Source organism: Herbidospora galbida (genome assembly GCF_005233835.1).
GTDB lineage: Bacteria > Actinomycetota > Actinomycetes > Streptosporangiales > Streptosporangiaceae > Herbidospora > Herbidospora galbida.
Genome location: NZ_SZQA01000027.1, coordinates 25,128 through 49,235, shown reverse-complemented (window position 1 = coordinate 49,235; position 24,108 = coordinate 25,128). Strand labels below are relative to the sequence as shown.

Sequence of the window (24,108 nt, the reverse complement as noted above, 5' to 3'; positions counted from 1 at the left end):
TGGTGCCGGTTAGTCGCGTCAAGGAACAAGCTTGGGCGAGGGACCGGGCGACGGAGAACCCGGCAGCCGGCTGTGGGGTGACGCGGTGACCTGCGGGGGGAACATCATCTCGGGCGCGGGGGCAGGGCGAGGCTCGCCGTTGACCAGAAAGAGCGACCCGAGGGCGACCGCCGCCGAGGCCACCCCGACCGCGACGTAACCGGCCGCGCGGCGGCGGGGGCTACGGCCGGGGCCGGTCGCGCCAAAAGGACGGCGGGCCGGGCGGGTGTCGGCGGGGGCGATGCTGTAGGGGCCGGGCAGCTGCCGGGGCAGCTGACCCGATAGCGGGCGGGCCGGAGGGCCCATGTCTCCCAACCGCAGCAGCGACATCGTCAGGTCGGCCGGCATCGCGGGCGGGTCGAGGGAGCGCAGGCGGCTCTTCAGCGCCCGCATCCCGTCGACCTCGTCGCGGCAGTCGGCGCAGAACGTGAGATGGGCGAGGGCGCGCTCGCGCTCGTGGTGCGCGAGCTCGCCGTCGATCAGCGCGGAAACGCGCTCACCAAGATGCGTCATGCTCCCTCCCGGGTGAACGATGAAGGGGGAAGCTGGTCACCGCGCGGCGCGCGGTGATCGAGCGCGTCACGCAGTTGCGCGCGCGCCCTGTGGATGCGGCTGCGGACGGTGCCGAGCTTGACGCCCAGCGTCGCCGCGATCTCCTCATAGGAGAGGCCCTCGATGTCGCAGAGCACCACGGCGGCCCGGAACTCAGGCGCGAGCGCGTCGAGCGCGGCCTGGATGTCGGCGTCGAGGTGGTTGTCGTCGTAGGCCCGCTCGGGGGACGGCTCGCGGCCGTGCATGCGCTCGGCGGCGTCGTCGGCCAGCCCCTCGAACCTGATCCGCTGCTTGCGGCGGGCGCCGTCGAGGAACAGGTTGGTGGTGATGCGGTGCAACCAGCCCTCGAACGTGCCCGGCTGGTAGCTGGACAAAGAGCGGAACACCCGGACGAAGACCTCTTGAGTCAGGTCTTCGGCGTCGTGGACGTTGCCGGTCAGCCGGTAGGCGAGCCGATATACCCGTGCCGAGTGGTTTCTGACGACCTCCTCCCAGGTGGGAGGTGTCCAGGTGGACGCCTCAGCACCCGCCTGGTGGTCGTGATCGTCCACCGGCAATCCTCTCTCCAGGACCGTTGCTACAGCCATAGTGCCTGGTTTCGCCCCTTCCTGCGTACCAGCGGCGAACGGACTAAACAAAGACCGTTCAAAGCTGCAACGTCCCCGTTGCGGCGTGAGTTCCCGATCGGGGCGTACTCCCCTACGCTTGCCAACCATGAACACGGCGAGCCTGGCCCATGCGGAGGACTTCGTCCCGGAGGACGACGTCCTGCGCAACGCGCGACAGCGCGGCGAGGAGGTGGGCGCCACGCCCATCCTGCCCGGCGGGGGCGCCGCGCTCTGCTTCCTGGCGACCGCGGTCAACGCGCGGTCGGTGGTCGAGATCGGCACCGGTTGTGGTGTCTCGGGCCTGTGGCTGCTGCGGGGAATGCGCTCTGACGGCACGCTGACCAGCGTCGACGTCGAGCCGGAGCACCAGCGGCTGGCCCGCCAGACCTTCGCCGAGGCGGGGTTCGCCAGCGGGCGCACCCGGCTCATCGTGGGGCGGGCCCTCGACGTGCTGCCGCGGCTGGCCGACGGCGGCTACGACCTGGTCTTCTGCGACGCCGCCAAGCAGGAATACGGCGACTACCTGGGCGAGGCGCTGCGGCTGCTGCGGCCCGGCGGGATCGTGGCCTTCGACAACGCCCTGTGGCACGACCGGGTGGCCGACCCCACGCAGCGCGACCCCGAATCGGTCGCGGTCCGCGAGGTCGGCCGCGTGGTCAGGAACGACGAGCGGCTGCGCCCGCTGATGCTGCCGCTGGGCGACGGCCTGCTCGCCGCCGTCAAGCTGACGAACTGAGCCAGTCGAGCAGCAGCCTGACGCCGAAGCCCGTGCCGCCCTTCTCGTTGCGAGCCGGGCCGGCGATGTCGAGGTGGGCCCAGCGGCGTCCGCCGGTGAACTCCTGGAGGAACAGGGCGGCCTGGACCGACCCGGCTCCCAGGCCACCCTTCTTGTCGACGTTGGCGAGGTCGGCGACGTCGGAGTCGAGGGCGGTCCGGTAGTCGTCGATCAGCGGCATCCGCCAGAGCCGGTCGCCGCTGCGGGCGGCCGAGGCCAGCAGGCCGGCGGCCAGGGCGTCGTCGGTGGCGTAGAGGGCGCCGAAACCGGTGCCGAGGGCGACCTTGGCGGCGCCGGTGAGCGTCGCGATGTCGATCAGCACGTCGGGGTCGAGGTGGCGGTCGGCGTAGGCCATCGCGTCGGCCATCACCAGGCGGCCTTCGGCGTCGGTGTTCAGCACCTCGACGGTCCGGCCGCCGTACTGGGTGATCACGTCGCTGGGGCGCTGGGCGTTGCCGCCGATGGAGTTCTCGGCGCAGGCGATCAGGCCGGTGACCTTGACCGGCACGTCGAAGGCCCGCAGCGCCGACAGGACGGCGATCACGGCGGCGCCGCCGGCCATGTCGGTCTTCATGTCCTTCATGGACGCCGACGGCTTCAGCGACAGGCCGCCGCTGTCGAAGGTGATGCCCTTGCCGACCAGCACGACGTGGCGGGTGGCGCCCTCGGGAGCGTAGGTCATCTTGATCAGGCAGGGCGGGTTGACCGACCCCTGGCCGACGGCGCGGATGCCGCCGAAGCCGACCAGCTCGGTGTCGACGGTCACCTCGACGCCCTCGCCCGCCAGCGCGATCGCCTGCTCGGCCAGCCAGGCCGGTGACTTGATCGAGGCGGGGGTGTTGGTCAGGTCGCGGGCGTCGCTGGTGGCCTTGGCCACCGCCTTGCCCCGGGCGACCGCGGCGTCGTCGGCGCCCGACAGCACGATCTCGTGGACCGGCGTGGTCTTCGGCTCGCCCAGCTTGAAGGTGTAGGTGCCCAGCAGCGCTCCGGCGACCAGCTCGGCCACGTCGCCCTCGGTCGGGGCGACGATGGTCAGGCGCTCGCGGCCGTTGACGCGGCCGGCCAGGGCGGCGCCCGCCTTGCGGAGATCGGCCGGGGCCGGGCCGGTGCCGTACAGGAGGACGCGGCGCACGCCGTCGGCGGCGGCGACGGGTATCTCGACGACCTCTCCGGGCTCGCCCTTGGCCTCGTAGTGCGCGAGCAGGGCCGGCGCGGAGACCGGCAGCTCGACGTCGGGGGCCAGGTCAGGGCCGAACGGGACGGCGAGGAACTCGGCGTCACCGTCCGCACGGGCCACGGTGGTCACGGTGGTCTCTATGGGCACGGTCTCTCCACGTCGGGGAATGTCTGGGAATCTGCCCTGAGGACACGAGCCGCGGCCGGCCGTGGCTCGTGCTGGGAATCTGCCCCAAAGGAATTCGGCCCCGGCGCGGAAGTCCGCGGCGGGGCCGACGTCGCTCGATATCCGGCTGTAGTCAGCCGACCACGTTCTTCAGCGCGTCACCGAGGGCGCTGGCCTCATCCGCCGATAGCTCGACGACAAGCCGGCCGCCACCTTCGAGCGGGACCCGCATGACGATGCCCCGGCCTTCCTTGGTGACTTCCAGCGGACCGTCACCAGTCCGCGGCTTCATCGCCGCCATGCGTGTATCCCTTCCCGCGTTGTCGGCCGTCCAATGAAGGGTGGCCGGCGCATTCACGTCTTCTGTGATGTCCTATTATCCCGCCTCCGGGTTCAAAAAGGTAACGGGAGAGGACTCGGTTGAGGATCAAAGCGGTTCGCCTATGGATTGTCGGAGCAAGTTCCTGACTCCACACTGGGTGGGATGAACGCCCGAGCCGCGCTTTTCGACCTCTACGGCGACCATCTGCGCAGCCGGGGAGGCCAGGCGTCGGTGGCCGCCCTGGTCCGGCTGCTGGCCCCTCTCGAGATCGCCGCGCCCGCCGTCCGGACCGCGATCTCCCGGATGGTCCGGCAGGGGTGGCTCGATCCGGTCAGGTTGCCGCAGGGGCCCGGATACGCGGCCACGCCGAAATGCGTGCGACGTCTCGACGAGGCCGCCGCCCGGGTCTACCGGGGCGGCACGATCACCTGGCCGGGCCGCTGGCACCTGCTGGTGATCGAACCCGTCCGCGACCGGACCCGGCGTGAGCGCCTGCGGGCCCACCTGTCCTTCCTCGGGTACGCCCCCCTCTCGGAGACCACCTGGATCGGCCCCCGGGCCTCGGCCGAGCTCGACCAGCTCGATCTGCACGCCGACCGGTTCGAGGCCGTGCTCGACGGCGATCCGGTCGATCTGCTGGCCAGGGCCTGGGATCTCGACGCGATCGGGCGGGCGTACGAGGAGTGGCTCGCGGGGGCCCGGCCCTTGATCGACGGGCTGCCCGACGACTCCCCCGACGACCAGGTCTTCGCGGTCAGGTCGCGGCTGGTGCACACCTGGCGGAACTTCCTGTTCCGCGACCCGGGGCTCCCGGCGGCGCTGCTGCCCTCGGGGTGGCCGGGCGACAAGGCGCGGGCCTATTTCGAGCAGGAGGCCTCGCGGCTGATGCCGCAGGCGGCGGCCTTCGTGGAGCGGACCCTCACGTCCTAGCCACGCAGCCTTCGATGTGGTCGTTGACCAGGCCGATCGCCTGCATCAGGGCGTAGGCGGTGGTGGGGCCGACGAACCGGAAGCCCTTCTTCTTGAGCTCCTTGGCCAGCGCCTGGGAGTTCAGCGTCGACGAGGGGATGTCGGCCATCGTCTTGCGCACCGGGGAGTCGGGCTCGGCGTACTTCCAGACCAGGGCCGACAGGCCCTCGGGGAGCTCCAGGGCCGCTCTGGCGTTGGCGACGGCGGCGTCGATCTTGGCCCGGTTGCGGACGATGCCCGCGTCGGCCATCAGGCGTTCGACGTCTTTCTCGGTGTAGGCCGCGACCTTCTCGATGGCGAAGCCGTCGAAGGCCCGGCGGAAGTTCTCGCGCTTGCGCAGGATCGTGATCCACGCCAGGCCCGACTGGAAGGCCTCCAGGGTGACCCGTTCGTAGACCTTGTCGTCGCCGTGGACCGGGCGGCCCCACTCGTGGTCGTGGTAGTCGAGGTAGAGCTGATCGCTCGTGGCCCAGGCGCAGCGGACGATCTCTACCATGCTTCTTCCGAATCGAGTGACTTGGCCTGGAGGCGGCCGGCCATGAGCTCGGCCACCTTCTGCTCCAGGACGGCGATGCGGGTGTCGCGGTCGCGGATGGCGGTCGCGGCCCGCTGGAGGGTCTCGTCGACGGAACCGGTGTGGTAGCCGACCAGGCCGACCGGGAACTGCACGGTCACCAGGTCGACGGCGGTCACCTGGGCGGCGTCGGGGAGCTCCAGCGGCGGCACGTCGGGCGGGAACTCCGCCATCGCCCCGCCCTGGCCCATGGAGACCCAGACCACACAGCCCACGACCGCGAGCGCGGCGAGAACGAGTACGACCAGCACATACGAATCGTGCCACATGTGGTGAGCGTGAGAGCATCGACCACGTGGCAACTGAGATCATCGAGCTGCCGGCCGACCTCGACGAGGCCATCGCCGTGGCCGCCCTCGCCGCTTGGCGCGGCCCGGCCGAGTTCCGCCTGGCCGACCCGGCTCACGCCGAGGCGATCGGGCAGGCGGTCGCCATGACCGAGGCCATCGCCGGGCGCAGGCCACCGGCCCTGGCCCGGCGCGGGCTCGCGTAGGCCTGCCGGCTAGGCCTCGTCGACCCCGGGGGTGATCCGGGGAGTGGGCTGTTCGAGCAGGTCGAAGGCCTCTTCGACGGTCGTGGCCCAGGCGATGCCGTCGAAGACGTCGGGGCGGGTGAAGCCCTGGTCGTACATGCCCTCGACGAGGTCTTTCAGAGGGGTGTAGAGGCCCCACGGGTCGAGCAGGACCAGCGGGCGCTGGTGGATGCCGAGGACCCGGGCGGTCCAGATCTCGAAGAGTTCCTCCATCGTCCCGATGCCGCCCGGGAGGACCAGGAAGGCGTCGGAGCGGGCGTCCATGACGCTCTTGCGCTCGCGCATGCCGGTCGTGACGACCAGCTCGGTCGAGTCGGTGTCGGCGATCTCGATGTCCACCAGGACCTGGGGCATCACGCCGATGGTCTGGGCGCCGCCGGCTCGGGCGGCGCGGGCGACCTCGCCCATGCACGACACGATCGCGCCCCCGCTGACGAGGTGGTGGCCGCGCCGGGCGAGCTCGGCGCCGACGTCGGCGGCCAGCCGGAAGTACTTCGGGTCGATCTTCTGGGAGGAGGCGCAGAAAACGCAGACGAACATTATTGGGCGTCTCCCACGAGGCTCGCCTCCTGCTCACGGCGGCGGTCGGCCTCCACGATGATCCGCACGGCCTCGTCGACGTCGTCGGTGACCCTGATCAGGTCGACGTCCTGGGGGGAGATCTTGCCCTCGCCCAGCAGCGACGACTTGATCCAGTCGACCATCGGGCCCCAGAACGAGGAACCCATGAGGATCACCGGGAACGAGGTGACCTTCCGGGTCTGGACGAGCGTCAGCGCCTCGAACAGCTCGTCGAGAGTGCCGAAGCCGCCCGGCAGGGTGACGAAGCCGCAGGAGTACTTGACGAACATGGTCTTGCGGACGAAGAAGTAGCGGAACTCGACGCCCAGGTTGACGTATTCGTTCATCGACTGTTCGTGCGGGAGCTCGATGCCGAGACCCACGGAGATGCCGCCGGCCTCCATCGCGCCCTTGTTGGCGGCCTCCATGCAGCCGGGGCCGCCGCCGGTGATGACGCCGTAGCCGGCGTCGGCGAGCGCGGCCCCGAGGCGGACGCCGAGCTCGTAGTCGGGCGAGTCGGGCTTGGTGCGGGCCGAGCCGAAGACGGTGACCGACGGCGGCAGCTCGGCCAGGGAGCCGAAGCCCTCGACGAACTCGGCCTGGATGCGCAGCACCCGCCACGGGTCCATGTGGAGCCAGTCGGCCGGTCCGCGCCGGTCGAGCAGGCGCTGGTCGTGGGTGGAGTCGGGCACCATCTCGCCCCGGAGCAGCTGCGGCCCCTGGCGACGTTCACGGCGAATCGTGTTCATGAGACGCCACGCTAGCCCCTCAGGATGGCCGTGGAAAAAATCTTGAGAATCCACACGGAACCGGGGAACCGGATTTCGTTCAGGCCGCGTCTAACAGTCGAGGGTGCTGCTCGGGACGGAAAGTGGCTTTCCCCGCCAAATGGCCGGCGAGGAAAGCCACTTTCTTCTTTCTGCAGGCAGTTTCCTCAGGTCAACCAGGCGGTCATGACGCGCTCAGCCTCGACGATCTTGTCGAGTTCGACGTATTCGTCGACTTTGTGAGCCATCGCCGGATCGCCCGGACCGTAGTTCACCGCCGGAACTCCAAGTGCGGAGAAACGGGCCACATCGGTCCATGCGACCTTCGCGCGGGGTTCGCCGCCGACCACTCTCGTGAATGCCGCCGCGACCGGGTGTTCCAGGCCGGGCCGCGCGCCGGGGGCCGAGTCGGTGATCGTCACCTCGAAGCCGTCGAAGACCTCGCGCAGGTGGTTCTGGGCCTGTTCCTCGGTGAGGTCGGGGGCGAAGCGGTAGTTGACCGTCACCACGCACTCGTCGGGGATGACGTTCCCGGCGTGGCCGCCGCGGATCAGCACCGCGTTGAGCCCCTCGTGGTAGGCCAGGCCGTCGACGACCGGTTCGCGGGGCGTGTAGCCGGCGAGCCGGTTCAGGATCTCGGCGGACCCGTGGATGGCGTTGAAGCCGAGCCAGCTGCGGGCGCTGTGGGCGCGTACGCCGCGGGAGAGGATCTCGGCCCGGATGGTCCCCTGGCAGCCGCCCTCGATCACGCCGTCGGTCGGCTCCATCAGCACCGCGAAGTCGCCGCGCACCCAGTCGGGGTGCTCGCGCACCAGCAGGCCGAGGCCGTTGCGGGCCGCCTCGACCTCTTCGAGGTCGTAGAAGACGAGGGTCAGGTCGCGGTTGGGGGCGCTGAGCAGAGCCAGTTTCAGCTGTACGGCCACGCCGGCCTTCATGTCGGTGCCGCCGCAGCCGATCAGGCGGTTCCCCTCGACCCGGCTCGGCACGTTGTCGGCGATCGGCACCGTGTCGAGGTGGCCCGCCACGACGACCCGCTCGGCCCGGCCGAGGTTGGTGCGGGCCACCACGTTGTTGCCGTGGCGGTCGACGGTCAGGTGCGGCAGCCGCCGCAGCGCCTCGTCGATCGCGTCGGCCAGGACCTGCTCGTCACCGCTCTCCGATCGGACGTCCACCAGATCGGCGGTCAACGTCCTCACGTCCTGATCAAGTCGCATGTCTGCCGAGCCTACGGCAGGGCCGCGAGAAGGTAGGTTCTTGGGCTGTGACACGGCGTCCATCCAGAACAGCACTGACCATCGTGGCCATCGTGGTCGTTCTGGCGGGAGCGATCTTCTTCGCCGGTTACCAGCTGATGAAAAAGGCCGACACGTTCGTGCTGGGCGAGGGGTGCACGATCACCGTCCCGGCGGGCACGCTCGACCTCGATCTGGAGCAGTCGCAGGTGGCGGCCACCATCGCCGCCGTCGCGGCCCGGCGCAAGCTGCCCAAGCAGGCGCTGGAGATCGCCTACATCACGGCGATCCAGGAGTCGAAGATGACCAACATCTCCTTCGGCGACCGCGACTCGGTGGGCATCTTCCAGCAGCGGCCCTCCCAGGGCTGGGGCACGGTCAAGCAGATCATGGACCCGGTCTACTCCACCCGCCGCTTCTTCGCCGCCCTGGAGAAGGTCGACGGCTACCTCGACATGAGCCTCCACGACGCCGCCCAGGCCGTGCAGCGGTCGGCCGACGGCGGCGCCTACGCCGACCACCGGCGCAGCGCCGAGATCCTGGCCACCGCCTTCCGGGGCGACCAGCCCCGGGCGGTCCACTGCTGGTATCCGCCGAAGGAGTCGCCGCCGCCCCCGCAGGACGCCGCGGCGAAGAAGGAGTTCAACCGGGCCAGGGGCGCCTCCCGGGAAGACTGGCTGAAGGCGACCTGGTTCGTCACCCACGCCCCGGTCTACGGGCTGCGCCAGGTCGTCCACGACGGCTACGTGTGGAGCGCCTCCGCCGGTCAAGACGGGTGGCAGCCGGTCAAGGAGGGCTAGGCCCTCTCAGGGCTTGCGGTCGACCTGGATCGAGCCCGGCGTCAGCGGCGAGGCGTACGACGCGACCCACTGGCCGCCCTGGACGCGCTGGAACGACAGCAGGCGGCCGTCGTGGGCGCGGTAGTCGGCGAAGTCGAGCAGGCCGCGTTCGGGCAGGCCGGTCATGCCCTCGGCCCGGTAGGCGACGGTGCCCCGGTCGCCGGGGAAGAACTCGACGCCCTCCATGATGAGCATGCTCTTGGCCGGGACCATGCCCTGCGCCTGGACCGGCGTCCACAGCATGACCTCAAGGCCCTCGGGCCGCTCCTGGACCGAGAGCCAGTGGACGCGGCGGCTGCCGTCGTCGAGCAGGTGCTCGGTCCACTCGTCGCCCTGCCGCATCAGGTGGAGGGCGCCGATGGCCTTGAACCGGGATCCCTCCACGGTGGCGGTGTCGCCGACCTGGATGGTGCGGGGGTCGAAATAGTCGAGCTCCGCGAATTCGTCGTAGAAGTCGGCCTCGACCTCGACTGCCGTACGGGCCCGGCCACGCCCCTCCCGGCGAGCGGTGGCGAAGTAGGCGACCAGCACGACGACCACCGCCGCGAGGCACAGACCGAGCACCACCGCTGTCGTCATGGCGCGCGATCCTATCAACACAAACGCGCCATATCCGCCCGTATGAGGGCGGCTCGCTATGCGACTGTGAGTCGTGCGACCGCTGCGGCGATTCTTTCGTCTGTGGCGGTGATCGCGACCCGGATGTGGCTCTCTCCGGCGGTGCCGTAGAAGCTGCCCGGCGCCACCAGGATGCCGAGCTTGGCCAGCCGGGCGACCTGGTCCCAGCAGCCGGTGCCGTCGGTGGCCCACAGGTAGAGGCCGGCCTCCGAGTGGTCGACCCGCCAGCCGGCCGATTCGAGCGCGGCCCGCAGGGCGGTGCGCCGGGCCGAGTAGCGCTCGCGCTGCTCGTCGGCGTGCGCGTCGTCGTCGAGGGCGGCCGTCATGGCGGCCTGGACGGGCTCCGGCACGATCATGCCGGCGTGCTTGCGCACCTCGAGCAGGCGCTTCACCAGGACCGGGTCACCGGCCACGAAAGCGGCGCGGTAGCCCGCCAGGTTGGAGCGCTTGGAGAGCGAGTGGACGGCCAGCAGCCCCTCGTGGGAGCCGCCCGACACGTCGGGGTGCAGGATCGAGACGGGCCGCTTCTCCCAGCCGAGCTCGATGTAGCACTCGTCGGAGGCGACGACCGCGCCGCGCTCGCGCGCCCAGGCGACCACCTTGGCCAGGTGTTCGGCCGGCAGCACCTTGCCTGTGGGGTTGCTCGGCGAGTTGACCCAGACCAGGGGCACCCGCTCGGGGCCGAGCGAGAGCAGGCCGTCGGTCGGGAAGGGCTCGGCCCCGGCCAGCCGGGCGCCCACGTCGTAGGTCGGATAGGCCAGCGCCGGGAAGATCACCTTGTCGCCGGGGCCGACACCGAGCAGGGTCGGCAGCCAGGCGACCAGTTCCTTGGAACCGATGGTGGGCAGCACGCCGGCCGGGTCGGCCGTCACGCCGTGGCGGCGGGCCAGCCAGCCCGCCGCGGCCTCACGCAACCGGGCGGTGCCGTAGGTGAGCGGATAACCCGGGCTGTCGGCGGCCTCGGCGAGCGCCCTGCGCACGACTTCGGGAACCGGATCGACGGGGGTGCCGACCGACAGGTCGGCGATGCCGTCGGGATGAGCCTCGGCGGTCGTCTTGTACGAGGCCAGGCTGTCCCACGGGAAGTCGGGCAGGGCGATCACGAAGGACTCTCTCCAGTGCTGGGCGTCAGTGGTCTTCCGCCTGCGGCGGGAGCGCGGCCACGGTCGGATGGTCCTTCTCGATCTTGCCAACCTTCGAGGCGCCGCCGGGCGAGCCCAGGTCCTCGAAGAAGTCAACATTGGCCTTGTAGAAGTCCTTCCACTGCTCGGGCAGGTCGTCTTCGTAGAAGATGGCCTCCACCGGGCAGACCGGCTCGCACGCCCCACAGTCGACGCACTCGTCGGGGTGGATGTAGAGCATGCGCTCGCCCTCGTAGATGCAGTCGACAGGGCACTCTTCGATGCACGCCTTGTCCAGGACATCCACGCAAGGCTGCGCGATGACGTAGGTCACCTCTAGCTCCTTCTTTCCGGCACGACATGGGCCGCAGGTTGCTCCGTCCTAGTATTGCGGTGACTGTCAGGTGGCCGGAACAGGAGGGGCCAATGTCATGGCCTTCCAGCTCAAGGTGACCATCACGCCGGCCGACGTCGGCAGGCGCGTCACCGTCCGCAGGGCGCTGCCCGAGGGCTTCCGCGACGTCGTCGGCGTGCTGGAGGCCTGGGAGAACGGCGTGCTCTCGGTACGCAAGCGCGACGGCACCCTCGTGGAGTTCCCAGAAAGGGTCATGGCGGCGGCAAAGGTCGTCCCTGGCTGAGCGTGCCGTCTCGACGCGGCGCGACCCGGCCCCAAGCATTCGATCCGTGACCAGACTCGTGACCACTCCCGCGCTGGCGGCCCTGCTGGCCCTCGCGGCCTGTTCGTCCCAGGGCGGCGAGACCAAGGCCCTCCCGCCGGTCAACGTGAAGGGCGCCAGCCTCCAGGCGGGCTTCGGCAACTTCGACCGGCTGGTCGAGGCCGCCCAGAAGGAGGGCAAGCTCACCGTCGTCGGGCTGCCCCGCGAATGGGTCAACCACGGCGAGCTGATGGACGTCTTCGCCGACAAGTACGGCATCCAGATCGAGTCGCTCAACCCGGCGGCCAACAGCCAGCAGCAGATCGACGCCGTCGCCACGGCCCAGAAGCCCGACGTCTTCGACCTCAGCATCGACGTGGCCCTGGCCAACGCCGCCAAGTTCGCCCCCTACCAGGTGACCGGCTGGACCGACATCCCCGACGAGGTCAAGGCCGCCAACGGCACCTGGTACGCCGGTTACGGCGGCTACATGTCGATCGGCTACGACCCGCGCAAGATGAAGGCGCCGGCGTCGTACGCCGAACTGCTCAAGCCCGCCGGCCGCCCGGCCGGGACCACGGTCGCGCTCGCGGGCGACCCGCTGAAGAACGCGAGCGGCTTCAACGGCGTGATGGCGGCCTCGATGCAGTCCTCGGCGCAGGGCGGCAAGTTCGACGCCCGCAAGGGCGTGCAGGCCTTCGCGGCGCTGAAGAAGGCCGGGGCGGTCGCCGCCGCGCCCGAGCAGGCCGCCGCGGTGCTCGACTGGGACTACCTGAACGCGGCCCGGTCGGCCGCCAACGCGGCCACCTGGCAGGTGACCATCCCGGCGGGCGCGATCCTGGCCTCGCCCTACGTGCAGGCCATCAGCGCGAGCGCGCCCCACCCGGCGGCGGCCCGGCTCTGGACCGAGTTCCTGTTCTCCGACGAGGGCCAGAACATCCTGCTCAGGGGCTACGCGCGGCCCTCGCGGATGGAGGCCATGCAGATGAAGAGCACCCTCGACAACGAGGCGGCAGGGAAGCTGCCGAAGGCGAACGGGACGCCGGTGTTCATGACCATCCCGCAGCAGGACGCGGCCAAGATGTATCTCCAGAAACACTGGTCTCAGCAAATGAGCTGAAAAACATTGATTCCACGGCTGGCGTACTCTATGCGGACAACCGTGGAAGTGAGCCGATCTTGCGATATGACACACCTACGCTCATGAGGTGGAACGCTCGCGCCTACGACAGCTCCTTCGGCTATGTCTCGGCGCAGGGCGCTCCCCTCGTGGAGCTGCTCGACCCGCAGCCGGGTGAGCGCGTGCTCGACCTCGGCTGCGGTACGGGCGTGCTGAGCGGCGAGATCGCCGTCCGCGGGGCCTACGTGCTGGGGATCGACGGCTCACAGGCGATGATCGAGACGGCCATCGCCCAGTTCCCCCGGCTCGACTTCGCCGTGGGCGACGGCCACGACTTCACCGTCGCCCAGCCGTTCGACGCGGTGTTCTCCAACGCGGCCCTCCACTGGATGAGCCGCGACCCCGACGCGGTCATCGACTCCGTCCGCGACGCGCTGCGGCCGGGCGGCCGGTTCGTGGCCGAGCTCGGCGGGGCCGGCAACTGCGCCGCCCTCACCTCGGCCATGCTGACCGCCTGGCGCGAGCACGGCCTGCGCGAGCCCGAACTCCCCTGGTTCTTCCCCAGCCCGGCCGAGTACGCCGTCCGTTTGGAACGCGCCGGGTTCACCCTGCGCATCCTGGAGCACTTCGACCGGCCGACGCCGCTCGACGAGTGCCCCAACGGCGCCGCCGACTGGGTGCGGATGTTCGCCGGGTCGCTGCTCGACGGCGTGCCCCCGGCGACGGTCGAGCCGCTGCTCCGGCGGGTGAACGAACTCGCCGCCCCCGCCCTCCGCAACGACGCCGGCTGGATGGCCGACTACGTGAGACTCCGTTTCGCAGCGGTGCGCCACTGAAGGGTGACACCATCGTTTGTGGCTGTTCGTCACGGATGAAACTCCCGCCACGGCAGGGGATTTGCCAGACTATGGTCTGGTCTTACGGAAGTGATGGGGATAGCGATGAACTTCTGCCTGAGTGACCTCGTGCCACCGCTGCGCTGGAGTGACGCTGCCACCATCCTGGCTGGTCGGGCCGGATTACCCGACGCGTGGTGGCGCTCGCTCCCGATGGGCCGGGTGCTGCCCGCCTTCGGGGTCGACGCCCTGTCCGAGCTGCTGACCGACCTGACCCTGGAACAGTGGCCGGCCGCGGCGGTGGGCGACGTGCTGCCCGCGCTGCACGTGCTCGACCCCGACGACGCCGACGACCCCCAGGTGGGGATCGCGCTCGACCGGGCGGGGTCGTGGCCCGGCCTGCTGGCGCTGACCGGCCGTGAGCTGACCGAGCAGCCGTTCGTGAAGGCCCGGCCGTTACTCGCGGCGCTCTACTCGGCGGTGCTGTCGAAGCTGGCGGCCACCGAGGTGCCGTCCAGGACGCCGGTGGAACCCGAGCCCGAGGATCCCGAGCCCGAGGAACCCTACGAGACCAGGGCCGCGCTCAAGACCCCCTTCAGAGCGCCCTTCGAGACCAAGGCGCGGGCCGAGGAGCCCGAAGACGACGCCACCCAGCCGCCGGTGGTCCCGCAGCCCCGGCTCACGGGGGAGGACGACGACCCCGACTTCCCCGACGTGATCGACCGGGTCTTCGCCTCGCTCGACGACCACAGCTGGATGGTCGCGCAGAACCGGGTCTTCACCGACTCCCCCACCTCGCCCGAGTCCCTCTCCAAGCTGCTCGGCGTGCCCGCGAGCCTCATCGAGGTGACCGAGAACACGCTGCGCGCCCGGCTCAAGGAATGGCTCGCCTCGCCGCCCGCCGCCCGCTACCGCGGCTACCTGCTCAACCTGACCGACCTCCTCGGCGTGGCCGCGCCCAAGTCGCGGCTGGTCAACGCCGCCGAGTGGCACACCCGCGAGCTGGCCTCCCTCGACGTCCTCGCCTGGCAGTTCGTGCTGGCCACGCTGCCCGGCTACCAGGTCTCCGGCGACTGGGTCGTCCAGGGCGACCTGGCCGAGCTGCACGAACGCACCCGCGGCCTGATCGTGAACGCCGAACGCCCGCCGACCGTGTCCCGGGCCCTCGAACTCGTCTCCTCCCTCGGCATCCACCCCGAGGTCGCCAAGGAGTGGCTGGAGAACGTCCCGCAGTTGCGGATACAGAGTCCCAACGGCGCGGCGCCCGCTCCGGCGGCTCCACCGGCTCCACCCGCTCCGCCCCGGCCGTCGGACGTGTCGCAGACGCAGCGCTGCTTCCGTCAGCCCGACGGGCGATGGTGGCTGCGGGTCGACGTCGACGCCGGTCATCTGGCGGGCACGTCGGTCGGCCTCCCGGAGGGCTTCGCCCTCTACCTGGGGTTGTCGCCGGGTGGCGAAAGAACGGTGCGCAGCGCCGCCGGAGACGTCACGATGACCTGGCGGGAGTCCCCCGCCATCGACTCGCTCGGCCGCATCCTCAGCGAGGTCGCGGCCAAGGAGGGCAGCCATATCTTTCTCACCCTCTCCGACGAGGGCATGCTCAGGGTCCGCCATCTCCCCGCCGCCAACTCCGGCGACACGATCGCGCGGGCGCTGCGCCTGGTCGGTTACACGGCCCCCGGCGGAAACTCCGACCAGGCCGACCGCGTGATCGCCACGCGCATCGGCCTGACCGGCCCGACCCCGCCCGACGAACTGCGGGCCCGCCTCCGAGAACGTGGGGACAGAGACCTGCTGTCCCTGCTGGGTTAGGCCCCCATGCCCCGCCTCGCCGTCTCCCTGGACTTCACTCAGGAACTCGCCGCACTGGCCCGCCCGGTGCGGCGGGACGCCGTGGTGTCCGTCAGACGGTTTCTGCACAACTCGCCCGCCGGCCCCGTGCCCGAGCGGGTGCGGAACGCGCGCGACCCCCGCGTGACGACGTTACGCCTGGCCGACCGGCACCGGGCGGTGGCCGTACGCCAGCGCGACGTCTACTGGCTCGTCACGGTACTGCCCGACGCCGAGGCCTACACCTACGCGCAACGGCACCGCTTCACCGTGAACTCCGCGATCGGCGTCATCGAGGTCTGGGACGCCGAGGCTCTGGCCCGCGTCGAGCCCGCCCTCCGCCGGTCGGCGGCCGGATCGAGCAAGCGCCTCTACGGCCACATCTGCGAGACCGACCTGATCGACATCGGCATCGACCAGGAACTGCTGCTGCCGATGGTCCGGATGATGGCCACCGACGCCCACCTGGCCGCCGTGGAACCCCTGCTCCCCGAGAGCCAGTACGCCCCCCTCGCCGTCCTCGCCCGGGGCGGATCACTGGCCGAGGCCTGGCGCGAACTCGACGGCTGCCGGGTCACCACCGCCGAGAACCTCGACCTCGACGACCTCGAGGCCGCGCTCCACCGCTCCCCCGGCCAGGCCGCCTTCGCCGCCGACCGGGTCGAGCTCGACCGGGTGCTGACCAAGCCCCACTGGTGCACGTTCCTCTACGCGCCGCAGTACACCTACGCCAACTGGCCGGTCTACGACCGGCCCGTCCTGGTCACCGGCGGCGCCGGGACCGGCAAGACGGTGATCTCGCTGCACCGCGCGGCCTACCTGGCCAAGGAGAACAGCGGGCCGATCCTGCTGACCACCTTCTCGCAGGTGCTCGCCAACGAGCTGTCGGCCAAGCTCGACCTGATCATCGACGACGAGATCGTGCGCAAGCGGGTCGAGGTCACCAACGTCGACCGGCTGGCCCACCGCATCGTCGCGGCCCACGAGGGCAAGGCCCCCACGCTGGTCGGCGACGTGACCAAGCTGTGGGAGGAGGCGGCCGGGAGCCGCTTCGGCGCGGCGTTCCTGCTGCGCGAGTGGGAGCAGGTGATCCTCTCCCAGAACCTGCGGACGCTGGAGGAGTACCTGGCGGCCGAACGGCCCGGCCGGGGCGTCCAGCTGAACTCCGACATCCGCACCAGCGTGTGGCGGGCGGTGGAGCACGTCGAGGGCCGCCTGCGCGAGTCGGGGCGGCGCACCCTGCTCCAGCTGGCCTCCGAGGGCGCCGAGCTGCTCGGGCGTACGACCGACGTGCTCGAGAGCGACGCGCCGCGGCGGGAGCCGTACAAGCACGTGGTGATCGACGAGGCTCAGGACCTGCACCCTGCGCAGTGGCGGCTGCTCCGGGCGGCGGTGCCGCCCGGTCCCAACGACATGTTCATCGTGGGCGACCCCCACCAGCGCATGTTCGACACCCGCGCGGCGCTGGCCGGCATGGGCATCCCGGTCCGCCGGTTCCACCTGAAGATCTCCTACCGGCTGCCGCACGAGATCCTCTCGTTCGGCGTCCGGCTCCGGGGCGGCGGCCCCGTCGACGGCCTGGTCGAGGGCGCGGCCGAGATGTACGGCTACCGCTCCACCGTCCACGGCCCGCGCCCGCTGGTGCGCGAGTACGTCTCCCAGGAGGCCGAGATCGGCGGCCTGGTCGCCCATGTGAGCGACTGGCTGGCCGACGGCGTGGCCCCCGAGGAGATCGCCGTCACCGCCCGCACGGTCGAGATCGTCCGGATGGCCCGCGCCGCCCTGCGCGACGCGGGTATCGAGGTGAAAGTCACGATGCTGCACGGTATGAAGGGGCTGGAGTTCCGGCGGGTGGCCGTGATAGGTGTCGCTGAGGGGATCATCCCGGCGCCCGACGCGCTGACGCCCCACGCCGAGGATCCGATGGCACGAGCGCACGACCTGCAGCGGGAACGGGGGTTGCTCTATGTCGCGTGCACGCGGGCGAACGAGTTGCTCTACGTGTCCTACTCCGGTCGCGCGAGTCCCTTCCTTCCCGCCTGATCCCCTAATCTGAACTGCGGATATATTCCCCTTGCCGGTTGGACCTGCATGAATTTGAGCCTGAGCGACATCGTGCCCCCCCTGCGCTGGACCGCGCCCAGCCAGGTGGAGCCGATCGCCAGCGATCCCGGCCTCCCGAACTCGTGGTGGCAGGCGCTCCCGATCGACCGCGCCTGCGCCACGGTCGGGCCGGCCCAGATCGCGGCCAAACTGGCCGATCTCACGTCCGCCTGCTGGGGACACCTGATCCTCGGCGACATCATGCCGCTGCTGCGGTTCACCGCTCCGGCCGAGAGCCAGCGCACGCCGGGCAGCCGCGACAGCGTCCGGCTGCTGTTCGCCGGGGTGCTCGACCGGCTCATGGACACCGAGCCGCTCAACCCGCTGGCCAGCGTGCCGCCCGCCGTTCCGGAAAGGCCGCTGCCCGAGATCATCGACGAGCTGTTCCAGCGGCTCGACGACCGCCAGCGCGCGATCGCCCGCGACCGGCTCTACGCCGAGCACCGCGCCACCCTCGACGAACTGGCGCAGCGGTTCTCGGTCACCCGCGAGCGCATCCGGCAGATCGAGCGCGACCTGCGCGACCACGTCGACAACTGGCTGCGGGGCCAGGAGGCGACCCCGCTCACCGCCCACCTCACGTGGCTGCGCACCCGGCTCGGGTCGGCGGTGCCGGCCGACGACCTGATGGCGGCGGTGCCCTGGCACCGCACCGAGCTGGCCACGCTGGGCATCCCGGCCTGGCGGTTCGTCCGCACGCTGCTGACCGGCTACGACCAGGTCGACGGGTGGCTGGTGGCCGGGGGCGCCGACGAGCTGCGGGAGAAGACGCGGCAGCTGTTCACCGACGGGCCCGTGCCGCTGGGCGAGGCGGTCGGCATGGTCGCCCAGCTCGGGGTGCGCGAAGACGTCGGGGAGCGCTGGCTTGGGGCGGTGCCGCAGCTGCGGCTGCTCGAAGGCCATGTCGTGCCGTGGCCGAGGAGCGTGAACGACAAGGCCGAGGCCGTGCTGGCCGTGGCCGGCACCCCGCTCACGCCCGAGGAGATCCAGAACCGGATCGGCGAGGACTACAGCCTGGTCGGCATCCGCAACCAGCTGACCGCCGACGACCGCTTCCTCCGGCTCGACCGCAACAAGTACGGCCTGGCCCGCTGGGGCGGCGAGGAGTATCTCGGCATCCGCGAGATGATCGCCCGCGAGATCGAGAAGGCCGGCGGCGAGGCCTCGGTCAACACGATCGTGGCGTCGCTGACCTCCCGCTACGAGGTGAGCGAGAGCTCGGTGCGCGCCTACGCCGGCGGCCCCGGGTTCGAGCGCACCCAGCGCGGCTGGATCAGAGTCGCGGGCGCCGAACCGGCCGACTACCAGCCGCGCCGCGACGTGTCGATGACCCGCCGCTGCTTCCGCAGCCGCGACGGCCGCTGGTGGCACCGGGTCGACGTGAACGCCGAGCACCTGCGTGGCTCGGGCTCCCCGCTGCCGACCGGGTTCGCGGCCCACCTCGGCATGGCGCCCGGCGGCCAGCTCACCGCCTCGACCCCGCAGGGGGAGGTGGTGATCTCGTGGCACAACCAGCCGACGATGGGCTCGATCCGCCCGATCCTGGCCGAATACAACGCCGGCGAGGGCGACCACGTCTTCCTGACCGTCTCCGACGGCGGCGAGCTGCTGACCCGGTTCCTGCCGCAGGGCGCGGCCGGGCTGCCGCCGCTCAACAAGGCCCTCCACCTCATCGGATACACCGCCCCCGTCGCCTCCGAGGCCGAAGGCCTGCGGCTGATCGGCGCCCGCATCGGCATGCCCGACGGCGCGGGCAAGGACGACGTCCTCGGAAGGCTGAGAGAACGCGGGGATCGCGACATTCTTCTCTATCTGTAAAGAACGTTTGTGGGACGATCGTTCTCCGCACGGGGAAGGATCATGAATGTACGCCGCTTTGTTACTGGTCGCGTCGACGACCGTCATGGGGGCCGACGTCAGCAACTGGACCGGTGACGTCAACTGGACCGACGTGAAGGGCAAGGGCGCGGAGTTCGTCTTCGTCCACGCCACCGAAGGTGTCGACTACAAGAGCCCGAGATTCGGCGCCCAGTTCTCCGGCGCCCTGACCGAGGGGATGTACCGGGGCGCCTACCACTTCGCCCAGCCGCACGAGTCGAGCGGCAAGGACCAGGCCGACTTCTTCGTCCGCAACGGCGGCAACTGGACCAAGGAGGGGCGGACGCTGCCGGGGGTGCTCGACGTCGAGGACAACCCCTACAACAACCGCAACGGCCTGAACAGCTGCTACGGCCTCGACCAGGACGAGATGGTCAAGTGGATCGGCGACTGGCTGTCCCGATACAAGGCGTGGACCAAGCGCGACGCGATCATCTACACGACCACCTCCTGGTGGAAGACCTGCACCGGCGACACCAAGAAGTTCGCCAAAAACCCCCTCTGGATCGCCCGCTGGGGCGCCGACCCGGGTGAACTGCCGTCGGCCTGGCAGAAGTGGACGTTCTGGCAGAAGGCCGAGAAGGCCGACCACGCCGGCGGTTCCGACGCCTTCAACGGCTCGCTGTCGCAGCTCCACGCGCTGGCCGACCCGCCGGTCCGGCTGCTGATCTCCGGGGGCGCGAAGAGCCGGTCGCAGTACGCCCTCAAGATCACCAACACCGGCGCCAAGCAGGCCACGAAGATCAACATCTCGGGCAAGACGTTCGGGAACAACCGCCTCACCTACGCGCCGAAGGCGTGCAAGCGCACCGCGACCACCGTCAAGTGCGCGATCAACAGCCTGGCCCCCGGCCGGAGCGTCACGCTGAAGTTCTCGACGAGGCCGAGGGGCTCGAAGCCGGTCGGCATCAACTTCCTCGTCGGGTCGATAAAGGTGACCCTCAAGTAATGTCGGAAGCATGTTGCGGCTCTATGACACCCGTCACCGGCTCGTGGAGCCGCTCCTGCCTCCCGGCACGCGCGGGCTGCGCGCGTACGCCTCCGCCGATCTGCCGGGGCAGGTGTACGCCGACCTGATCCGGCGGGTGCTCGAACGGTCGAGCGTACGGGTGGTCGCCTGCCGGAGCCTCGACGGCGACCTGACGCCACTGAACGTGCGCCCGGCCGAGCACGTCCCCGACGGGATGGCGGGGGCGCTGCGCCTCCTGGGCGGCCGCGTCGACCTCTACCTCAGCGACACCGACGAGGCGGTGGACGACGCGGCCGTCCGGCACCGGGTCAGGAGCGCCGCCACCCTCGACGGGCCGGTTCCCGACGGCCTCGACCCCCTGTCGGTCCGCCTCGCGCTCATGGAGCACCACTACCGCGACGAGACCACCCTCGCGCCCGACGCCCTCCGCGACGCCGGCGACACCATCCGCCGGTGGCGCCGGAGGGTGGCCGAGTGGGCCGAGCTGCCCAGCTCCCCGATCGCCGCCGACCGCGCCGCCGCGCTGACCGAGGCCTTCGACGACGACCTCGACACACCGAGGGCGCTGCGCGTCCTCCGCGAACTGGAGGACGACCGCGAGGTCCCCCCGGGGTCGAAGTTCGAGACCTTCCTGCACGCCGACCACATCCTGGCCCTCGACCTCTCGATCGACATCGGCCGCCCGCCCGCGCTCAGCTGATCGCGCGGGTCTCCCCCACGGCCAGGTCCCACAGGTCGGCGGGCGGGAGCCCGCGCCGGGTCCACTCGCGGCGGGCCTCCTGGACGGGTTCCAGCAGCGGCTCGCCCGACAGCACGAAGGTGCCCCAGTGCATGGTGGCCATGCGGCGGGCTCCGGTGTCGAGGGTGGCCTCGACCGCTTGGGCGGGGTCGACGTGGAAGCTCTTCATGAACCAGCGGGGCTCGTAGGCGCCGACCGGCATCAGGGCCACGTCGATGCCCGGGTGGCGGCGGCCGATCTCGGCGAAGTGGTCGCCGTAGCCGGTGTCGCCGGCGAAAAGGATCTTCTGGTCGTGCCACGACAGCAGCCAGCCGCCCCATAACGTCCGGCAGGTGTCGAACAGCCCCCGGCGGGACCAGTGGCGGGCCGGGACGAAGTCGAAGCGGACGTCCCCCACGTGGGCCGACTCCCACCAGTCGAGCTCGACCACGTTGGTGAAGCCGCGCCGGGTGAACCACGCGGCCAGGTTCGCCGGGACCAGCACGGCGGTGTCTCTGGGCAGGCGCCGGATCGTCGGGGCGTCGAGGTGGTCGTAGTGGTTGTGGCTGATGACGACCGCGTCGACCGGCGGCAGGTCGGACCAGGCGACGCCGGGCGGGGTGAGGCGCTGGCGGACTCCGGGGATCTTGCGCGACCACACCGGGTCGGTCAGCACGGTCAGGCCGCCGATCTGGACGACGTAGGTCGCGTGGCCGACCCAGGTGACCAGGGCGTCGGTGCCGGTGGCCAAGGGCAGGCCGTCGCGGTGGACGGGGATCTGGTCGGCGTCGCCGATGTCGGTGCGCAGTTCGCCGTACCCGACGACCGAGGCCAGTTCCTTGAACGAGGCGAGCGGGGAGAGCAGCCGGTCGGCGAAACCCCCGCTCCAGCGCGGTGCTTCGAGGGGAATGTGCGTCTGGGTCACCCTCTTGAAGATCCCCCTGACACGGGAATTATGCGTCGCCGCGCGATCGGCCGCGCCGCCACCACGGGGGCACCCGCGCGTAGCCGCCGTCGTCGAGGTCGGCCATGCGCTCGAACGGGTTGTACGTCGCCGGGTTCCCGCACGTCAGCACCGACACCAGCACCGACAGGACGTAGAGCGGGAGCATCGGCAGGCCGACGCAGGCGGCGTACTGGCTGGCGTGGCGGGATTCGTGCAGGAGGAGCCGTCCGCTCAGGTAGCCGTGGGGGTGCTTGGTGAGCACGACGTTCCCGACGGTGAAGGCCCCGGCGATGGGGAACGAGAGGCGGTAGCCGTGGGCGTACACGAGACCGAGTTCGCCCTTGTGCAGGGTCGCCCCGCCGATGCGGGCGATCAGCAGGCCCAGCGGGGTCGAGAGGTTGATCCAGTTGACGGCGCGGCGGAAGCGGAAGTACGGCCCCATCAGCACATCATGCGCTCACTCGGCCAGGAACGAGTAGTGACCCCGGTGGTAGATGAGCGGCGCGGCGTCACGCGGGGTGGCCACGGTCTCCACACCGCCGACGACGATCGAGTGGTCGCCCGCCTCGTGGACGGCGACGGTCCGGCACTCCAGGGTGGCGATGGCGCTGTCGAGCAGCGCGACGCCCAGCGCGCCGCGGTGGTGCGGGAACCCGGTCAGCTGGCCCTCCAGCGGCCGGCCGCGTTTGGCGAGGTAGCGGGAGACCTCCTCGTCGTCCTCACCGAGGACCGAGACGCCCCACACGCCCGCGCTGATCACCGTGTCGTGGAAGCGGGCGATCTTCTCGGCGCAGAACAGGGCCAGCAGGGGATCGAGCGACACCGAGGCGAAGGAGTTGACCGTCATCGCGTGGTCGGTCCCCGACGGGTCGACCGTCGTGACGATGACGATCCCGGTCGCGAAACGGCCGGCCACCTTCCGGTAAAGATCCCTGTCGGCGAGCACGCACCTTACCTTATGCGGACGTTCTGCCTGAGCAGCCAGGACCCTCCCGTTGACGGGGCGAGGACGACGGCCAGGGCGACGGCCACCAGACCGCCGTAAAGGTAGATGTATCCGCCCAGCGTCGCGGCGATGGCCAGGTCGCCCTCCGGGCGCGGGCCCGCCAGGATCATCGACGGGATCACCCAGCCGACGGCCACCGCCATGGCGGCCAGGCGGGTGCCCATCAGCCGGCCCATCGCATAGGGGACCGCGAACAGCACCAGCACCGCCAGCACGCCCCCGACGGGCAGGGTGCCGAACAGATACCACTCGTGCTCGAAGGCGCCGACGACGCCCACGACCAGGCCGAGCATGAAGAGCACGCCGTAGGCGGCGCCGGTGACCGCGGGCTCGGCGCCGCTCGGACCGTCGTCGTGTTCGGCGGTCTCGGGAGCGGCGTTCACCATCATGGGGCGAGGCTAGCCGATGCCGGCGAACAGATCGTCCTCGCACCCCGTCACGGAGGGTCCCGCTTTGCGTACGAAGTGTTCGACGCCGCGGGCCTCCTGGCCGACGCCGTTCGACAGGGCGAAGCGGGGGGCGTCGACGGTGATCTGGGTGCCGTGGGCGCGCAGGGCGTTGAGCTTGGCGTCGAGGTAGGCGCGGGCGTCGATCGAGGTGGTCACCGTCTCGCGGCCGTAGCCGAGGGCGTCGACGTCTTCGGGCCGGAAGATCTCCATGCGGGCCGCCGCCTCCAGCATCTCGGAGCGGAGCTGGGCGGTCTGGTAGAACTTCGCGACCGTGCCGGCCTGCTCGAACGCGCGCCAGGCCACCCGGTGGGCCTGGATGTGGTCGGGATGGCCGTAGAGGCCGTTCTCGTCGTAGGTGACGATCACCTGGGGGCGCACCTCGTCGATGATCTGGAGGAGCCGCTCGGCCGCCTCGTCGACCGGCGCCCGCCAGAAGCAGCGGGGGTCGTCGTTGGAGGCCGCGCCCATCATGCCGCTGTCGCGGTAGCCCAGGAAGCGGTGGTCGTCGACGCCGAGCGCCCGGCAGGCGGCCGCCAGCTCCCGCTCGCGGTAGGCGCCCAGGTCGTCGGGGCCCAGGTGGGACAGGGTCGAGGGGATGATCTCGCCCTCTTCGCCGCGGGTGCAGGTGACCAGGGTCACGTGGGCGCCCTCGGCGGCGTAGCGGGCCATCGTGGCACCGGTGCCGATCGTCTCGTCGTCGGGATGGGCGTGGACGAGGAGGAGGCGTCGGTCGAGCATGCTGGCA

The 24,108-nt window shown here is 70.8% G+C and carries 29 protein-coding genes; 12 read left to right on the top strand and 17 right to left on the bottom strand.

All coding sequences use genetic code 11. The features are described 5' to 3' along the window. Positions 1 to 18: 18 nt before the first annotated feature. Together FDA94_RS25345 and sigE are read right to left on the bottom strand one after the other, a co-directional pair. Positions 19 to 552: an anti-sigma factor family protein gene (locus FDA94_RS25345; protein WP_137249583.1), complete on the bottom strand. Its 534-nt coding sequence runs from the start codon at positions 550 to 552 to the stop codon at positions 19 to 21. Then, complete coding sequence (sigE, locus tag FDA94_RS25340) at positions 549 to 1,178, bottom strand: RNA polymerase sigma factor SigE (protein ID WP_030451823.1); 630 nt, start codon at positions 1,176 to 1,178, stop codon at positions 549 to 551. The genes FDA94_RS25345 and sigE overlap by 4 nt, the downstream gene beginning before the upstream one ends. Positions 1,179 to 1,305: 127 nt before the next feature. Between sigE and FDA94_RS25335 the strand changes: the two genes are divergently transcribed. Continuing rightward, positions 1,306 to 1,935 carry an O-methyltransferase gene (locus tag FDA94_RS25335; protein WP_137249582.1) on the top strand — a complete coding sequence of 210 codons (630 nt, stop codon included), beginning with the start codon at positions 1,306 to 1,308 and terminating at the stop codon, positions 1,933 to 1,935. On the opposite strand, the gene FDA94_RS25330 is transcribed toward FDA94_RS25335, so the two are convergent. Further along, positions 1,919 to 3,298, bottom strand: coding sequence for a leucyl aminopeptidase family protein (locus FDA94_RS25330; protein WP_137249581.1), 1,380 nt, complete (start codon positions 3,296 to 3,298; stop codon positions 1,919 to 1,921). The genes FDA94_RS25335 and FDA94_RS25330 overlap by 17 nt on opposite strands. A gap of 151 nt (positions 3,299 to 3,449) precedes the next feature. After that, positions 3,450 to 3,617: a DUF3117 domain-containing protein gene (locus FDA94_RS25325; RefSeq protein ID WP_083502187.1), complete on the bottom strand. Its 168-nt coding sequence runs from the start codon at positions 3,615 to 3,617 to the stop codon at positions 3,450 to 3,452. Between the two features lie 183 nt (positions 3,618 to 3,800). On the opposite strand from FDA94_RS25325, the gene FDA94_RS25320 reads away from it, so the two are divergent. Then, the gene (locus tag FDA94_RS25320; protein ID WP_137249580.1) at positions 3,801 to 4,568 is read left to right on the top strand and encodes a PaaX family transcriptional regulator; all 768 of its coding nucleotides are present in this window, start codon (positions 3,801 to 3,803) and stop codon (positions 4,566 to 4,568) included. Here the strand turns inward: FDA94_RS25320 and FDA94_RS25315 are convergent. Both FDA94_RS25315 and FDA94_RS25310 read right to left on the bottom strand, forming a co-directional pair. Beyond that, positions 4,558 to 5,103, bottom strand: coding sequence for a DNA-3-methyladenine glycosylase I (locus FDA94_RS25315; protein WP_137249579.1), 546 nt, complete (start codon positions 5,101 to 5,103; stop codon positions 4,558 to 4,560). The genes FDA94_RS25320 and FDA94_RS25315 overlap by 11 nt on opposite strands. Next, entirely contained in the window at positions 5,097 to 5,450 is a 354-nt protein-coding gene (locus FDA94_RS25310; protein ID WP_137249578.1) for a hypothetical protein, read from the bottom strand. The genes FDA94_RS25315 and FDA94_RS25310 overlap by 7 nt, the downstream gene beginning before the upstream one ends. Positions 5,451 to 5,476: 26 nt before the next feature. Here FDA94_RS25310 and FDA94_RS25305 point away from each other — a divergent pair, with 26 nt between their 5' ends. Continuing rightward, the gene (locus FDA94_RS25305) at positions 5,477 to 5,674 is read left to right on the top strand and encodes a hypothetical protein (protein WP_137249577.1); all 198 of its coding nucleotides are present in this window, start codon (positions 5,477 to 5,479) and stop codon (positions 5,672 to 5,674) included. A 9-nt stretch (positions 5,675 to 5,683) separates the two neighbouring features. Here the strand turns inward: FDA94_RS25305 and FDA94_RS25300 are convergent, their stop codons facing one another. From FDA94_RS25300 to dapE, 3 genes are all read right to left on the bottom strand, one after another. After that, positions 5,684 to 6,253 (bottom strand): LOG family protein, encoded by a 570-nt coding sequence (locus FDA94_RS25300; RefSeq protein WP_137249576.1) that lies wholly within the window; start codon positions 6,251 to 6,253, stop codon positions 5,684 to 5,686. Next, complete coding sequence (locus FDA94_RS25295; RefSeq protein ID WP_137249575.1) at positions 6,253 to 7,023, bottom strand: LOG family protein; 771 nt, start codon at positions 7,021 to 7,023, stop codon at positions 6,253 to 6,255. The genes FDA94_RS25300 and FDA94_RS25295 overlap by 1 nt, the downstream gene beginning before the upstream one ends. 185 nt (positions 7,024 to 7,208) lie before the next feature. Next, complete coding sequence (dapE, locus tag FDA94_RS25290; RefSeq protein ID WP_137249574.1) at positions 7,209 to 8,255, bottom strand: succinyl-diaminopimelate desuccinylase; 1,047 nt, start codon at positions 8,253 to 8,255, stop codon at positions 7,209 to 7,211. A 92-nt stretch (positions 8,256 to 8,347) separates the two neighbouring features. Here dapE and FDA94_RS25285 point away from each other — a divergent pair, with 92 nt between their 5' ends. Continuing rightward, positions 8,348 to 9,073: a hypothetical protein gene (locus FDA94_RS25285; RefSeq protein ID WP_246060148.1), complete on the top strand. Its 726-nt coding sequence runs from the start codon at positions 8,348 to 8,350 to the stop codon at positions 9,071 to 9,073. 6 nt (positions 9,074 to 9,079) lie between these two features. Here the strand turns inward: FDA94_RS25285 and FDA94_RS25280 are convergent, their stop codons facing one another. From FDA94_RS25280 to fdxA, 3 genes are read right to left on the bottom strand one after another with little or no spacing between them, the layout of a single operon-like run. Beyond that, positions 9,080 to 9,691, bottom strand: a complete 612-nt coding sequence (locus FDA94_RS25280; RefSeq protein WP_137249573.1) for a DUF4178 domain-containing protein — start codon at positions 9,689 to 9,691, stop codon at positions 9,080 to 9,082. Between the two features lie 56 nt (positions 9,692 to 9,747). Continuing rightward, complete coding sequence (dapC, locus tag FDA94_RS25275) at positions 9,748 to 10,833, bottom strand: succinyldiaminopimelate transaminase (protein WP_170991116.1); 1,086 nt, start codon at positions 10,831 to 10,833, stop codon at positions 9,748 to 9,750. 25 nt (positions 10,834 to 10,858) lie between these two features. Next, positions 10,859 to 11,185 carry a ferredoxin gene (fdxA, locus tag FDA94_RS25270; RefSeq protein ID WP_137249571.1) on the bottom strand — a complete coding sequence of 109 codons (327 nt, stop codon included), beginning with the start codon at positions 11,183 to 11,185 and terminating at the stop codon, positions 10,859 to 10,861. A gap of 97 nt (positions 11,186 to 11,282) precedes the next feature. On the opposite strand from fdxA, the gene FDA94_RS25265 reads away from it, so the two are divergent. From FDA94_RS25265 to FDA94_RS25230, 8 genes are all read left to right on the top strand, one after another. After that, on the top strand, positions 11,283 to 11,489 hold the full coding sequence (locus FDA94_RS25265) for a putative acetyltransferase (RefSeq protein WP_137249570.1): 207 nt from the start codon (positions 11,283 to 11,285) through the stop codon (positions 11,487 to 11,489). A 46-nt stretch (positions 11,490 to 11,535) separates the two neighbouring features. Further along, positions 11,536 to 12,627 carry an ABC transporter substrate-binding protein gene (locus FDA94_RS25260; protein WP_137249569.1) on the top strand — a complete coding sequence of 364 codons (1,092 nt, stop codon included), beginning with the start codon at positions 11,536 to 11,538 and terminating at the stop codon, positions 12,625 to 12,627. Between the two features lie 83 nt (positions 12,628 to 12,710). Further along, positions 12,711 to 13,463 (top strand): class I SAM-dependent methyltransferase, encoded by a 753-nt coding sequence (locus FDA94_RS25255; protein ID WP_137249568.1) that lies wholly within the window; start codon positions 12,711 to 12,713, stop codon positions 13,461 to 13,463. Positions 13,464 to 13,568: 105 nt separating this feature from the next. After that, a complete protein-coding gene (locus FDA94_RS25250; RefSeq protein WP_137249567.1) occupies positions 13,569 to 15,275 on the top strand; it encodes a hypothetical protein in 1,707 nt (568 codons plus the stop codon). A gap of 6 nt (positions 15,276 to 15,281) precedes the next feature. Further along, positions 15,282 to 17,336 (top strand): UvrD-helicase domain-containing protein, encoded by a 2,055-nt coding sequence (locus FDA94_RS25245; RefSeq protein WP_137249566.1) that lies wholly within the window; start codon positions 15,282 to 15,284, stop codon positions 17,334 to 17,336. Between the two features lie 48 nt (positions 17,337 to 17,384). Further along, on the top strand, positions 17,385 to 19,214 hold the full coding sequence (locus FDA94_RS25240; RefSeq protein WP_062339028.1) for a sigma factor-like helix-turn-helix DNA-binding protein: 1,830 nt from the start codon (positions 17,385 to 17,387) through the stop codon (positions 19,212 to 19,214). Between the two features lie 46 nt (positions 19,215 to 19,260). Beyond that, entirely contained in the window at positions 19,261 to 20,223 is a 963-nt protein-coding gene (locus FDA94_RS25235) for a GH25 family lysozyme (protein ID WP_137249565.1), read from the top strand. 10 nt (positions 20,224 to 20,233) lie between these two features. Then, a complete protein-coding gene (locus tag FDA94_RS25230; RefSeq protein WP_137249564.1) occupies positions 20,234 to 20,944 on the top strand; it encodes a hypothetical protein in 711 nt (236 codons plus the stop codon). Here the strand turns inward: FDA94_RS25230 and FDA94_RS25225 are convergent. The 5 genes from FDA94_RS25225 to mshB are packed head-to-tail and all read right to left on the bottom strand — an operon-like array spanning position 20,937 to position 24,101. Beyond that, entirely contained in the window at positions 20,937 to 21,887 is a 951-nt protein-coding gene (locus FDA94_RS25225) for an MBL fold metallo-hydrolase (protein ID WP_246060147.1), read from the bottom strand. The genes FDA94_RS25230 and FDA94_RS25225 overlap by 8 nt on opposite strands. 28 nt (positions 21,888 to 21,915) lie before the next feature. Next, complete coding sequence (locus tag FDA94_RS25220) at positions 21,916 to 22,350, bottom strand: hypothetical protein (RefSeq protein ID WP_137249562.1); 435 nt, start codon at positions 22,348 to 22,350, stop codon at positions 21,916 to 21,918. 15 nt (positions 22,351 to 22,365) lie between these two features. Beyond that, on the bottom strand, positions 22,366 to 22,854 hold the full coding sequence (locus FDA94_RS25215; protein ID WP_137249561.1) for a flavin reductase family protein: 489 nt from the start codon (positions 22,852 to 22,854) through the stop codon (positions 22,366 to 22,368). A gap of 5 nt (positions 22,855 to 22,859) precedes the next feature. Further along, positions 22,860 to 23,303 carry a DUF6113 family protein gene (locus tag FDA94_RS25210; RefSeq protein ID WP_137249560.1) on the bottom strand — a complete coding sequence of 148 codons (444 nt, stop codon included), beginning with the start codon at positions 23,301 to 23,303 and terminating at the stop codon, positions 22,860 to 22,862. A 9-nt stretch (positions 23,304 to 23,312) separates the two neighbouring features. After that, positions 23,313 to 24,101 carry an N-acetyl-1-D-myo-inositol-2-amino-2-deoxy-alpha-D-glucopyranoside deacetylase gene (gene mshB / locus FDA94_RS25205; protein WP_137249559.1) on the bottom strand — a complete coding sequence of 263 codons (789 nt, stop codon included), beginning with the start codon at positions 24,099 to 24,101 and terminating at the stop codon, positions 23,313 to 23,315. Positions 24,102 to 24,108: the final 7 nt, after the last annotated feature.